This window comes from Kluyvera sp. NPDC087067 (assembly GCF_044745165.1).
Lineage (GTDB): Bacteria > Pseudomonadota > Gammaproteobacteria > Enterobacterales > Enterobacteriaceae > Kluyvera.
The window spans coordinates 265,056-278,255 of the sequence record NZ_JBIUZS010000003.1 but is presented as its reverse complement, the minus strand read 5'-3'; the positions used below and the strand labels follow the sequence as shown (position 1 = coordinate 278,255).

Here is a 13,200-nt window from a genome sequence, read left to right as displayed (position 1 = left end):
AGGCAACAGTTGGCCCTGACCATGACGGCCAATTTTTAACGTTTTATGATTTGCCGGTGGGTGCTTTGCTTATTTCACCTACCGAGTCGACAATTTGCCGGATCGGCGCTACACGCGGCCATAACGGTCGGCGAATCGCACCACATCGTCCTCTTCCAGATAAGTGCCGGAACGCACCTCAATCAGGTCGAGCGGGATTTTCCCCGGGTTTTCCAGACAGTGGGTGACGCCGAGCGGAATATAGATAGATTCGTTTTCACCCAGCAGTTTGATTTCATCATTAAGGGTGACTTTGGCGGTACCGGCCACCACAATCCAGTGCTCGGCTCGGTGGTGATGCATTTGCAGTGACAGCCCTTCGCCCGGTTTCACGGTGATGCGCTTCACCTGATAACGATCGCCCGCATCGATGGAGTCATACTTGCCCCACGGGCGATAAACTTCCCGGTGAATATGGTGTTCATGACGACCGTCGGCTTTAATCTTCTCGACCACCTTTTTGACGTCCTGCACCGCGTTGCGATCGGCGATAAGCACCGCGTCTTTGGTTTGCACCACCACCAGATCCTTTACCCCGACGGTGGTCACCAATCCCGATTCGGCATACACGTAGCTGTTCTCGGTTTTATGGCTGATAACATCACCGTGGTGGACGTTACCTTCCGCCGTATGCTGGCTAATTTCCCAAAGTGATGACCACGAACCCACGTCGCTCCAGCCTGCGTCCATAGGAACCACGACGGCGTCATGGGTCTGCTCCATAACCGCGTAGTCGATAGACTCATCCGGGCAGCTCATAAACGCGGCTTCGTTAACGCGGATAAAATCGAGATCCGGGTCGGTGATGTCCATCGCCTTTTCACAGGCGCTGAGAATATCCGGGCGATATTTGCCCAGCTCTTCCAGATAACGGCCCGCACGGAACAAGAACATACCGCTGTTCCAGTAATATTCCCCGCAGGCCACGTAGGCCTGAGCGGTATCGAGATTCGGTTTTTCAACAAACTGCGCCACTTCAAACGCCAGCGTGTCGTCAACGCCGGGACTGACTGTACCGCGACGAATGTAGCCGTAGCCGGTTTCAGGCACCGATGGCACGATACCGAAGGTCACCAGCTTGCCGCTTTCGGCATAGGGCGTGGCCTCACGTACCGCAGCGCGGAAGGCTTCTTCATTCTGAATGACGTGATCTGCCGCCAGCACCAGCATTAACGGGTCGTTATCCGGTTCACGTCGTTTCGCGGCAAGGGCCGCCAGCGCAATCGCCGGTGCGGTATTACGCCCCGCGGGTTCAAGAATGATGTTTTCCGTCAGCTTGTTAAGCTGACGCAGCTGCTCGGCGACGATAAAACGGTGTTCTTCGTTACAGATAACCACCGGGCTTGCGCACTTCACGCCCTCCAGACGATTCACCGTCGCCTGCAGCATGGTTAAATCCCCTTTCAGGCAGAGGAACTGTTTTGGGTAAAGCACTCGGGACAACGGCCACAGGCGGCTGCCCGACCCTCCGGCCATCACGACCGGGAAAAGCGTAGATTGACTCATCGTTTAACCCCGAATATCTGTCATAAACTGCATGAGAACATGCTCTTTATCGAGCGTGCGTTCGGCCCATGCGCGGGCGATAACATTCTGTTTTGGCATCATCAACGCGCGTTCAATGCCTTCCACCAGCGACGGAACCGATTCAGGCGTTACGCAAACCGCAATACCCGGATTGTCCTGACATAGCTGACCCAGCTCGGTTTCGGCTTCTGCGGTAATCACCGCGTTGCCGCCGACCGCCAGAATATTGGTCAGTTTGGAAGGTAAGACGGCATCCGCCGCGCCGCGCTTTTGAATCACCAGGTGGCAATCGCCCAGCGCGAGCAGCGCGGGCAAATCTTCATACGATTGCAGCGGCAGGAATTTCACGTTATCCAGACCGCGTTCGGCGGCCATTTTTTCCAGCCGCGCTTTACCGCCGCCCTGGCCGACAATCATAAATAGCCACGGCTCCTGGCGGAGCTGGTCGGCGGCATCAATCACGCTCTCCAGCCCCTGTTTTTCCCCGATATTGCCGGAGTAAAGAATCAGTTTGCGGTCGTCTGGCAATCCCAGGCGCTGGCGTAGCGCGATGACCAGAGTTTCCGGCACCTCACGGAAACGGGAAACTTCCGACCAGTTCGGGAAGAAGATGACCTTCTCCTTTGGCACCCCTTTTTCACACGCTTTTTTCATCATGGATCGGGAAATGGTCGAAACGTTATCCACGTTGTGCAAAGCGCTGCGCTCAAAGGCGCTCGCCAGCTTCGCCACGCTGCCAGACTTGCCTTTCCCGGCCATTCCCAGGCCGAGCATGGCATCCACTTCATAATCCTGAATATGCAGCAGCGTTCGCGAACCGGAGAGTTTCGCCAGCAGGCGCATTCCTGGGGTGCAAAACAGCGTCGGCACCACGCCGATAATGCGATCGGGTTTCCAGCTGCGCTGCGCCATTAGCGGGAAGAAGCTGCTTAGCGCAAAGCTGCCGAGGTGAAGCAGACGTTTGATGGTCGACGGTTGTTTCGGCACGTACAGCGGGCAGCGCCATACCGTGGCGGTCCCCTCTTCCCGACGATAGCGCCAGGCCGAGTAGTTCACGCCAACCTGCCACTCCGGGTAGTACGGCGGTGCGGTAATCACCCGTACCTCGTGCCCCTGCTGCGTCATCCACTCCACCATTTCACCGGTATATTTGCCAATCCCGGTCAGTTCAGGTGAGTAGTTAATGCCGTATACCAGGATTTTCATAAGCCCGGCACCTCGGCCATTTTTTCCACCCGGAAGTAGTTACGGCTGTTGTCGTGAACGGCATCATCATCAAGCAGTATTTTCGGACTCAGCCAACGATAATCATTGTGCTGCTCCGTCGGCAGCGCGAGGGCTTCAGCCTTCACCTGCACGCGGAACGCCAGCACAATGTAGTGAGTCGAAAAGTTCTCACCGGAGAAGTTATCGTCATAAAAATGCTGCCAGACGCCGTGGAATTGGCCTGCCGTGATCGGCAGGCTCAGCCCCAGTTCAGCTTCGGTCAGGCGGGCAAACGCGTCGGCCAGCGATTCATCTTTTTGTACTCGCCCACCTGGGACAAACCAGAATCCCTGGGCGGGGCGGTTGGTGCGTTTGCCAAACAGGATCTCGCCCTCCTCGTTCTCCACGATCAAATCGATGGAGATAAGCGGGGTCGATTCCACCACGGTGGCAAAGGCTTGCTGGCTCAGAAACATCGGTTACCCCCGAAAGCGTTGCTGGTTTTCTAAAAACCACTGGTAGGTGCTGGCAAGGCCGGCTTCCAGCGAAATTTCGTGATACCAGCCCAACTGATGCAGGCGCGAGACATCGAGCAGTTTGCGCGGCGTGCCGTCCGGTTTAGTGGCATCAAAGACTACCCGACCGGTAAATCCGACAACCTTCGCCAGCGTCTGCGCCAGCTCCCGAATGGTGCAGTCAACGCCGGTACCGACGTTGATGTGCGACAGCATCGGCTGCGTATTCTCAAGCCAGACGCTACGATCCAGTTCCATCACATGAATGCTGGCCGCCGCCATATCATCCACGTGCAGAAATTCGCGCATCGGCGTACCGCTGCCCCACACCACCACGTCGGCCGCATTTTGCTGTGCCGCCTCGTGGAAGCGGCGTAAGAGCGCCGGTATCACGTGTGAATTGCTCGGGTGGAAGTTGTCGTTTGGCCCGTACAGGTTGGTCGGCATGACCGAACGGTAGTCACGGTTATGCTGACGGTTATAGGACTCGCACAGTTTGATCCCAGCGATTTTGGCGATCGCGTATGGCTCATTGGTCGGTTCCAGCGTGCCCTGCAGCAGTTCGCTTTCATGCATCGGCTGGTTGGCCATCTTCGGATAAATACACGATGAACCGAGGAACAACAGCTTGTTCACGTTGTGGCTATGTGCCGCGTGAATGATGTTGCTCTCAATCATCATGTTTTCGTAGATGAAATCCGCCGGGAAGGTGTTATTGGCAACAATGCCGCCCACCTTCGCCGCCGCCAGATACACCTGGTCGATATTTTCGCGCGCGAAAAATTCATTCACCTCGCGGCTATCCAGCAGGTTAAGCTCGCTGCGGTTACGCACGACTAAGTCGACATCGCCGCGCTGCTCAAGCTGCCTTACGATGGCGGAGCCCACCATTCCCCGGTGGCCCGCCACAAAAATACGTTGTCGGGTCATAACTTAAGACTCCAGTGCGATCGCCACTTCGTAACCGTGGGATTTCAGCAATGAATGTTTCTTAGCCGCTTCCAGGTCGTTGGCAACCATTTCGGACACCATCTCCTGCAGCGTAATTTCCGGCTTCCAGCCCAGTTTTTCGTGCGCCTTGGTTGGATCACCGAGCAGAGTTTCCACTTCAGCAGGACGGAAGTAGCGCGGATCGACGGCAACCATCACATCACCCGGCTTCACGCCCGGCGCATCATGACCGGTCACGGAAACGACAATGCCCTTCTCTTCCACGCCGGTGCCTTCAAAGCGCAGTTTGATACCGAGCTGAGCCGCTGCCATTTCAACGAACTGACGCACGGAGTACTGCACGCCGGTGGCGATAACGAAATCTTCCGGCTTCTCCTGTTGCAGCATCATCCACTGCATTTTCACGTAATCTTTGGCATGGCCCCAGTCACGCAGGGAGTCCATGTTGCCCAGATACAGGCACTTCTCCAGACCCTGAGCGATATTGGCAATCGCACGGGTGATTTTACGGGTGACGAAGGTTTCGCCACGGCGCGGGGATTCGTGGTTGAACAGGATACCGTTACAGGCATACATGCCGTAGGACTCACGGTAGTTGACGGTTATCCAGTAGGCATACAGTTTGGCGACCGCATACGGCGAGCGTGGATAGAACGGCGTGGTCTCTTTTTGCGGAATTTCCTGTACCAGACCGTACAGCTCTGAGGTAGATGCCTGATAGAAGCGGGTTTTCTTCTCCAGACCTAAGAAGCGGATAGCTTCCAGCAGACGCAGCGTGCCCATCGCATCCACATCGGCGGTATATTCCGGGGATTCAAACGATACGGCCACGTGGCTCATGGCACCGAGGTTGTAGACTTCATCCGGCTGCACTTCTTGCAGGATACGCGTCAGGTTGGAGCTGTCGGTCAAATCGCCATAGTGCAGGTGAAATTTCGGGTTGCTGCTGTGCGGATCCTGATAGATGTGATCGACACGTTCGGTATTAAAAGAAGAAGCACGGCGCTTGATCCCGTGAACTTCATAGCCTTTTTCCAGCAAGAGCTCTGCCAGGTATGAACCATCCTGCCCCGTTACGCCGGTAATAAGTGCGACTTTCGACATTATATTTTCCTCAAATAGTCCCGTTTAGGGAGTCACTTTCTCTACGCGTTCACGCGTAACCACTGCGGGATTGCCACGGCAAACGCTGTTTGCCGGTAGCGATTTAAAAACGCTGCTGCGGGCACCTACAATCGTGCCGTCGCCAATCGTGATGCCGGGTGCAACAAAAACATCGGTGGCTAACCAGCATTTTTCACCGACCACAATCGGTGCGGCATTAATATCAAAATGGGCGCTCTGATAATCGTGGCTGCCGGTGCACAAATAACACTTTTGCGACACCACGGAATTTGCGCCGAGGGTAATCTCCCCCAGGTTATATAAGACTGCGTCATCGCCTACCCAGGCATAATCACCCATCGTCAACTTCCATGGATAAGTGATTTTTACCGACGGGCGAATAACTACGTTTTTTCCTATTTTTGCGCCAAACAGGCGTAATAAAAATGCACGCCAGCGGTAAAGTATTTGTGGTGACCAGGCAAATAACGTGGCCTGTACCGCCCACCATAACTGGACTTTAATCCCACCGGCGCCACGAAATCCTTTAGGTACTGTAAAACCTGATAATTCCTGCATCGTATTTCCTTACGCTTTGTTATATAGCGCCTTGGTTTTACCGGTAGTGCGCAGGCGTAATAAATAAGATAATTCCGTCAGCAGCGCTGGCATGCGTAATATTTCCTGCTGCACTTTTTTGGCATCCTGACACAATTGCAGATTATTGGTGGTTGACACGCCACCCATCGAAAATTCGGAGACCAGACCTTTAATGCGTTTAAAGCGATAACCCGACTTATACATTCGAGCCGTTAACGCATAATCCGATGAAACCCGATATTGCACATCATAGGGATAATCTTTCAGCCCACGCAGCGGGAAGAAAATAGCCTGATGGCTGGCTGGCAGGCTGTGATAAATATACCAGCCCTGCTTGGCGCTACGGCGAATCTGGTTGCCATCGCCAAAGTCCAGCATCGCGTCACCGAGGAACATGGCATCATCTTTCTGACCACGTAACTTACGGACAAACTGCGCGACGTCCGGGTGGAAGCTGTCACCGGAATTGAGGAACAGAACAAACTTCCCCTGCGCCATGCGAATGCCTTTATTCATTGCGTCGTACAGCCCCTTGTCGGGTTCGCTGACGTAACGTAACTGGTACTGTCCATTACGTTTTTCGAGAAATTCCGCCGTACCGTCTTCTGAACCGCCGTCAACCACGATCCACTCAAAGCTCAGGCTGGGATCGGCCGCCAGATGCGCCAGTGAACGCCAGGTTTTCACCACTCCTTCATAGTTACGAAAGGCTACGGTAATCACGCTTAACAACATGTTTCACCTCATCTGCTGTCGGCAATATTCAGTGCTTTACGCAGAATAAATGGACAAACAATTAAAAATGCATATTCCGGGCTAAATATCGAACCGGTAAAAAATAATGATATCGGCGTAAAAAGATACAACTGCACGGCGAAATTACGATTATTCCCAAAAGCGTTAATAAACAGCTTAAAGACGTAATACAAATATCCGGCGGTCAATATTACGGCAAACCATGAAAAATAAATCATTAACAGATACAGACCATTGTCTATGGTTTTTCCGACATCCGCACCGTTAAATATTCCGAATGATGCAACATATTCGTAAAGAGAACCAAAACGAATCACCCCATCAACGCTGCTTAATGAATAACCGACCATCACCAGCGGCCCAATAATTCGGTAATATGAGGATGAGCCTTCAGTTCCCAAATCGCCAAGACGCGTTGCGATATACGGGAAGGCGAATACTAGGCCGACCATAAAAACGGCCAGAGAAATAATAGCCAGCGGTAATTTCTTCTTAATCGCCTCTTTATTCAAATACTGAAACGCCCATTCCAGAAGATAAAACAGAATAAATGTCATCACTCCAGAGAACGAACCAGAAAGAATTATCCCTGCCAGAATCATAGCATCAGACTTTGGGGTTTTGATACCAAACTGTTTGATGCAAAGCCAAATTGAGATTAATGCCAGAGCGAAGAATGCCGGTTCAAAATAGAGTGCGGTAGTACGCTTGCCGCCGAACTTGATAAAGTTCAGAACATAGCTATTGCTGTATATAAGATATTTCGAAATTATCTCAATCAGACTACTGCCGCCGAACAGAATAATCTGGGCCATTTCAAGAGCGGCCAGCAGCACGATAATGGTGATCACCACGTAGAAGAAGCGAAGGATCTTACGGTGATTATGCGGTGAAATTGTTTTGAAGCGAATGCTCCAGACCATACCAATGATAATCACGATGTAGACAAACAGCATCGTCGAGGTGACGTATTTACCGGGGTCAAGCGACTGACCGAACACGTAGTTAAACAGCGTGAGCCCGACACCCAGACCGAGCGCAATCATTAGCTTTTTCAGGTTGATGCGTTCAACAAACAGCAACAGCAGCAGCGGCAGGAACGTCACGATAGTGATCGGGAAACTCTCGCCAAGCTGGGCCAGTTTCACGTTAACCAGCAGATAGATTAACGGCAGCAGCAAATAGCTACAGATTCTGATAGAACGAGACATATTCCTCCAGCATCTGTTGCCCACTGTATGCTTTGCGGCTACGCGCGCTGAAATTTTCAAGCGTGGTGCCAAATATCGCCTGCGCGATGTCCTCTTTTGAGCGCTGTACCAGGGTCAGCACATCGGCGTTATCAACCGTACATCCGCCCGATTTTTCCAGCACTTCCTTCGCCGCCTCGCTATGGGTCGCAATCACCGGTACGCCAATCGACAGCGCCTCGCAGAGGATCAGCGGGTAGTTATCGACGCGGGAAGAAAACAGCAACGCATCTAGCGAGTTAAGTTCACTCATAAGTTGGTGCTTATCGGTCAGGAAACCGTGGTTGACCACGTTGTCTGCCTCAAAAGGCGAGAACTTGCCGAAGGTATGTACTTCGACTTTGTCGCCCAGGGCGATGATATCGCGCACCAGTTGCTGATTCGTTTTGCCGTCATAGCGCAGGTCGTGCGCCACCACGGCAATTTTAGGCCGGGCTGCCGTCACCTTGACAGGTAGCAGTTCCGCCAGAATGGCCTCGGTCGCCACATCGATCCCGTTGTTGATAATCTGGCACCGGCCGACGCCGTAAAGGCTGTTGAAAGCATCCGCAACGTGCTGGCTTGGCGAGATAAACTGGCAGCCTAGCGCCAGCATCTGACGGAAAAGAAAACGTTTTTCATCGACTAAACTGTGCGCCCTGTCCACTTTCACCGGCGGGTAATTGCTCAAGGTTGGGCATTTCTGGCAGTGGTTTTTCCAGCCTTCACAGCCGTCTAAAAAGGCGCAGCGCCCTGTGACGCTCCAGTGATCGTGTAGCGTCCAGACAAAGGTGACATCGCTTTTATGTGCCTTCACGCGTTCACAGAAATTGACCACATCGGCAAGATTGAGCCAGTAGCTGTGCATCACATGAAAGTGCAGCACCGCTGGCCCCTCAAGGCGGGTGACCTGGCGGTAAAGATTATTCAGGTTGCCAAACAGATCGCGGTTGAACAGGCGAAACAGCGCCAGATTTGCCATCGACGTCAACCGTGCGGTCTGCTTCACCACCTGCGGATAACGGTCGTGGCTGACGCTTTTCTTACCGCCCTTACCGTAACCGTAGATAAAGGTCGAGTTCATCCCCTGACGCAGCGCGCGCTGGTGCAAATCCAGCGCCACGCCCGCAGCACCGCCTTCGGCAAGACGGACGTTAAATTGTAGAATATTCATTTAATTACCTTCACTCGCGCTTTCTCTCCTACCACCAGCGCGTTATCAGGAACATCATCCAGCACGACGCTACCCGCACCGACCGTGACGTGATTTCCCACCTTCACGCCGCCGATAATCACCACGTTCGCCCCCAGTTCAACGTTGTTGCCAAGCGTCGGGCATTCGAGGCTATTCGGGCCACGGTTGCCCAAGGTGATGCCGTGGCGAATGGTCAGGTCATCGCCCGCCACGACGTTCTTATTGATAACCACCGCGTAGCCGTGATGGATGGTAAAGCGTCGGCCAATGGTCGCCGCCGCCTGAATTTCATAGCCGAAAAAGCATTCGGTGATAATGCGGTACAGCACCAGCACCGGCGCTGCCCACAGATTGTTCAACACATTTTTTTTGCGCCACACCGAGCAGAAATGGGCAATACGATAGGCCGTGACCATGCAGCAGGGACGCAGGCTCCAGCTATTGGCGCGTAAATCTTCCAGCAGCATCATTTACTCCGTAATCCATCCACCCAGCGTTTACCGTTTCGTACCGACATCAACGTCAGGAACGTTTTCCAGGTCATGTGCTTATTGCGGATCTGATAGAGCGTGTACAGCTGGTACTTCTTGCTGGCACGGTCAAATTTGGCTTTGTGTTTGCGATAAAAGCTGAAATAGCCGGAGAATTTCTTCGGTGATGAGGTGATCTGCATTTCGCCGTGGTTGATGTGCAAAATTTGCGTTGCCGCGTCAATTTTCCACGGCTCCCCGTAGGCCACCACCATGCGCAGAAAAATGTCATAGTCCTGCGCCGCTTTCAGCTCGGTATCAAACAGGCTCTCTTTAAAGCGCCACGCCCAGCTGAACACCTGATTACCCACGATATTGCGTTTGTAGAACAGGGCGCGCGAAAACGGCGACTTCGGGTAAAGCGGCAGGCTTGCCGGCTGTGAGTAGACCTCGCCTTCGCAGACATAATCATTGGCGTATAAAAACGCGTGATTGTTCAGATGGTGTTGATGTGCAAGAAACACAGACAGGCGATTGGGTGTCCATTCGTCGTCGTCGTCAATGCCGGTGATAAACTGCCCACGGGCGCGCAAAATGGCCTGGTTGCGTACCGCGCAAGCCCCCGAATTGAAATCATTACGGGTGTAGTGCACGCGGTCATCGTCGAGGTCGTCAATGTATTGCTGGAGTTGTTCGAAGCTGCTGGAGCAATCGTCAACGATGATCATTTCCCAATGAGGATAATCCTGCCGCAGGACCGATTTAATGGCGCGAATGGCCAACTGCTGTCGATTCCAGGTCGGCATATAGATGGAGATCAACGGATTGTTTGTTGTCATTAGGTGTCTCCGAATAAGCAATTGAGCGTGAGGTCTCCCCTCACCCTAACCCTCTCCCCAAAGGGGCGAGGGGACCGTTTAGTGCTCGAAAGCTGAAAGGTAATCGGTTTTTCTCCCTCGCCCCTTTGGGGAGAGGGCCGGGGTGAGGGGCGGTTTGGCCTTATTTCGAATCCGACTGGTATTCGTATTCGTAATAGCCGTAATCCTGATAACCGGTCGCGCGACGGAAGATAGAGTTCAGGATCACCCCTTTCACTGCGATACCGTTCTGCTCAAAGCGGCTGAGGCTGGTCTCTACCTCTTTAAGCGTGTTCACCGCATAACGCGTCACCATCAGCGCGGTTCCCGCATGGCGGCCAACGATGGCGGCATCGGTCACGGCCAGAATTGGTGGGGTATCAAGAAGCACCAGGTCATAGTTCGCTGAAGCCCACTTAAGCAGTTCGCTAAAGCGTTCGCTCATCAACAGTTCCGATGGATTCGGCGGGATCTGCCCGCGGGGGATAAGGTCAAAATTGGCAATCGACGTGCGTTTTGCGCTGCTCTCAATAGTCGCTTTCCCCACCAGCACCTCAGACAGGCCGCTTTCATTGCTCGCCCCGAGCAGTTCATGGGAATAGCCTTTACGCATATCGCAGTCGATCATCAGCACCCGCTTATGGGTCTGGCTGATAACCGCCGCCAGGTTGGCACAGACAAACGTTTTACCAATTGACGGGCTGACGCCAGTCATCATCAGCACGTTGTTTTCGGCCTGCATCATGGCGAAATGCAGACTGGTGCGCAGGCTGCGAATAGCCTCTATCGCCAAATCGGTCGGGTTACCCACCGCCAACAGCTGGCTCTGCTTATAACGTTTGACGCCGTTGACGTTTTTGACGCTATCGTGGGATTTCTGCCACTCAGACAGCGGAATGCTGGCGTAAACATTAATGCCGTGTTCTTCCAGCACCTGCGGGCTTTCGATACCGCGATTAAACAGCGAGCGCAGCAACACGCCAACAATGGAGAGCATCAGACCGAGAATAATACTGCCGAGAATAATCAGCGCTTTCTTCGGCTTCACCACGCCCGGTTGAGTAATCGCCGGGTCAACGATACGCACATCGCCCACGGTGCTGGCTTTGTTGATCTTTAACTCCTGCTGTTTATTCAGCAGTTGCATATAGACCTGTTGACCAGATTCAACATCACGCGTCAGACGCACAATTTCCTGCTGGGTTTTCGGCATTGCCGTCACGCGCTGGCTCAGCTTCGCTTTCTCTTCTTCCAGCGCCCGACGTTTTTCCAGCAGCGTGCGGTACGCCGGGTGGATGCGGGTATAAAGTTTAGAAATTTCCGCCTCGCGGAAGGTCAGCTCGTTTAACTGCGCATCGATATTGACCATCGAGTCGAGCACCGACTTAGCTTCGAGCGGCAGGTCGACCGAGTCCTTCTGCTGACGATAGGCGTTCAGCTTATTTTCAGCGACATCAAGCTGGCTTCGCACCTGCGGCAACTGTACTTCGAGGAACTCCAGACTCTTCGCCGCCTCCTCCGATTTACGCGCCACGTTTTGGGCAACGTAGTTACGGGCAATACTGTTGAGAATGTCGCGAATTTTATCTTTATCTTCGCCGACCATATTCAGCGTCAGCACGCCGGAATCTTTACCGTCTTCGGTTACGCTCAGGCTATTTTGCAGCGTATTGATCATGCCAAGGATCGAGTATTTGGTGACCGTGAAGCTCGCTCCATCGTGTGCGGCAATACCCGCAACCAATAAAGAAACGCCGCTTTTATTGAGCCCCTCACCCACTTTCCCTTCAGCACTAAAGCCGTCATCATTACTTAAGCGATAGGTCGTTGGGCTCAGCACATCCAGGGTAAAGGTACTGTCCGCCATTGAGGCTGGACGGTTAAAGGTTGTGACCTTCACCGTTTCGTTTTGCCGCCCCATCAGCCTTTCCCAGCCAGCGCCAATAATCGGGAGCGTATTTTTACTGACCGCAATATCGAGGTCCAAATCATCCACGGTTTTACCCAGCACCAGACGCGAGGTAATCATCTGGATTTCCGCTTCCGACGCCGGTGGCTTGCTGGCCAGCGCATTGCTGATGTCCTGCACCAGCGCGCTGCCCTGATTTTGCTCGATACGCACCAGCGCATCGGCGCTGTAAATTGGCGTCGCAAACAGCGTGTAGATAATGGCGCCAAGGGCAAACAGCGCGGTAATACCCAGCACCCACCACTTCGCTTCCACCACGGTGCCGACCAGGCGGCCAATATCAATTTCATCACCGCCTGACGCGGGTGAACTTACCTGTTTTATTTTATCTGTCATGGTTATCCCTGCTGAGCTTTCAACGCCTGCGCCCACTGGCTGGCAGACTTGTCGAGTAACTGGAACACCGCTTCAAACGCTTCACGGCTTTTGCGATACGGATCGGGAATTTCTCGTTCGTTATCCCAGTGCCCAAAAAGCATGACTTTGCCGCGCATCTCCGGCGCCATTTCATGCAGGGTGGCAACATGCCGTTTTTCCATTACCAGAATCAGGTCATACTCCCGGCACATGCTGCCGGTGAGCTGTCGTGCACAATGACCTGTCAGCGAAATATCATGCGCCGCGGCGACGCTGGCAGCGCGTTCGTCCGCAGATTTTCCTACCAACGCCCCTAAACCTGCTGACTCAACGGTCACTGACGGCAGGTGATTTCTGAGCAGGCGTTCAGCCGTCGGGGAACGGCAAATGTTCCCCACGCAAACCACAAGAATTTTGTTAAACAT

The 13,200-nt window shown here is 53.4% G+C and carries 13 protein-coding genes; all 13 read right to left on the bottom strand.

All coding sequences use genetic code 11. The annotated features are described in order from the left end of the window. Window positions 1-108 precede the first annotated feature (108 nt). The 13 genes from cpsB to wzb all read right to left on the bottom strand — a co-directional run bounded on the left by cpsB (window position 109) and on the right by wzb (window position 13,200). Entirely contained in the window at window positions 109-1,545 is a 1,437-nt protein-coding gene (cpsB, locus tag ACIPDS_RS10020; protein WP_400735095.1) for a mannose-1-phosphate guanylyltransferase ManC, read from the bottom strand. Window positions 1,546-1,548: 3 nt separating this feature from the next. Continuing rightward, window positions 1,549-2,772: a colanic acid biosynthesis fucosyltransferase WcaI gene (wcaI, locus tag ACIPDS_RS10015; RefSeq protein ID WP_400735093.1), complete on the bottom strand. Its 1,224-nt coding sequence runs from the start codon at window positions 2,770-2,772 to the stop codon at window positions 1,549-1,551. After that, complete coding sequence (locus ACIPDS_RS10010) at window positions 2,769-3,248, bottom strand: GDP-mannose mannosyl hydrolase (RefSeq protein WP_400735091.1); 480 nt, start codon at window positions 3,246-3,248, stop codon at window positions 2,769-2,771. Before ACIPDS_RS10010 ends, wcaI begins: the two co-directional genes overlap by 4 nt. A 3-nt stretch (window positions 3,249-3,251) precedes the next feature. After that, complete coding sequence (locus ACIPDS_RS10005) at window positions 3,252-4,217, bottom strand: GDP-L-fucose synthase (RefSeq protein ID WP_166513417.1); 966 nt, start codon at window positions 4,215-4,217, stop codon at window positions 3,252-3,254. Window positions 4,218-4,220: 3 nt separating this feature from the next. Then, window positions 4,221-5,342 (bottom strand): GDP-mannose 4,6-dehydratase, encoded by a 1,122-nt coding sequence (gene gmd, locus ACIPDS_RS10000; protein ID WP_400735088.1) that lies wholly within the window; start codon window positions 5,340-5,342, stop codon window positions 4,221-4,223. A 24-nt stretch (window positions 5,343-5,366) separates the two neighbouring features. Then, window positions 5,367-5,921, bottom strand: a complete 555-nt coding sequence (gene wcaF, locus ACIPDS_RS09995; protein ID WP_166513415.1) for a colanic acid biosynthesis acetyltransferase WcaF — start codon at window positions 5,919-5,921, stop codon at window positions 5,367-5,369. Window positions 5,922-5,930: 9 nt separating this feature from the next. After that, entirely contained in the window at window positions 5,931-6,677 is a 747-nt protein-coding gene (wcaE, locus tag ACIPDS_RS09990; RefSeq protein WP_400735086.1) for a colanic acid biosynthesis glycosyltransferase WcaE, read from the bottom strand. An 8-nt stretch (window positions 6,678-6,685) separates the two neighbouring features. Further along, on the bottom strand, window positions 6,686-7,909 hold the full coding sequence (gene wcaD / locus ACIPDS_RS09985) for a colanic acid polymerase WcaD (RefSeq protein ID WP_400735084.1): 1,224 nt from the start codon (window positions 7,907-7,909) through the stop codon (window positions 6,686-6,688). Then, on the bottom strand, window positions 7,884-9,101 hold the full coding sequence (gene wcaC / locus ACIPDS_RS09980; protein WP_400735082.1) for a colanic acid biosynthesis glycosyltransferase WcaC: 1,218 nt from the start codon (window positions 9,099-9,101) through the stop codon (window positions 7,884-7,886). Before wcaC ends, wcaD begins: the two co-directional genes overlap by 26 nt. Beyond that, window positions 9,098-9,586, bottom strand: a complete 489-nt coding sequence (gene wcaB, locus ACIPDS_RS09975; protein WP_400735582.1) for a colanic acid biosynthesis acetyltransferase WcaB — start codon at window positions 9,584-9,586, stop codon at window positions 9,098-9,100. Before wcaB ends, wcaC begins: the two co-directional genes overlap by 4 nt. 2 nt (window positions 9,587-9,588) lie before the next feature. Next, entirely contained in the window at window positions 9,589-10,431 is an 843-nt protein-coding gene (gene wcaA, locus ACIPDS_RS09970) for a colanic acid biosynthesis glycosyltransferase WcaA (protein ID WP_400735080.1), read from the bottom strand. A 160-nt stretch (window positions 10,432-10,591) separates the two neighbouring features. Beyond that, entirely contained in the window at window positions 10,592-12,754 is a 2,163-nt protein-coding gene (gene wzc, locus ACIPDS_RS09965; protein WP_400735078.1) for a tyrosine-protein kinase Wzc, read from the bottom strand. Between the two features lie 2 nt (window positions 12,755-12,756). Further along, window positions 12,757-13,200, bottom strand: coding sequence for a low molecular weight protein-tyrosine-phosphatase Wzb (gene wzb / locus ACIPDS_RS09960; RefSeq protein ID WP_400735076.1), 444 nt, complete (start codon window positions 13,198-13,200; stop codon window positions 12,757-12,759).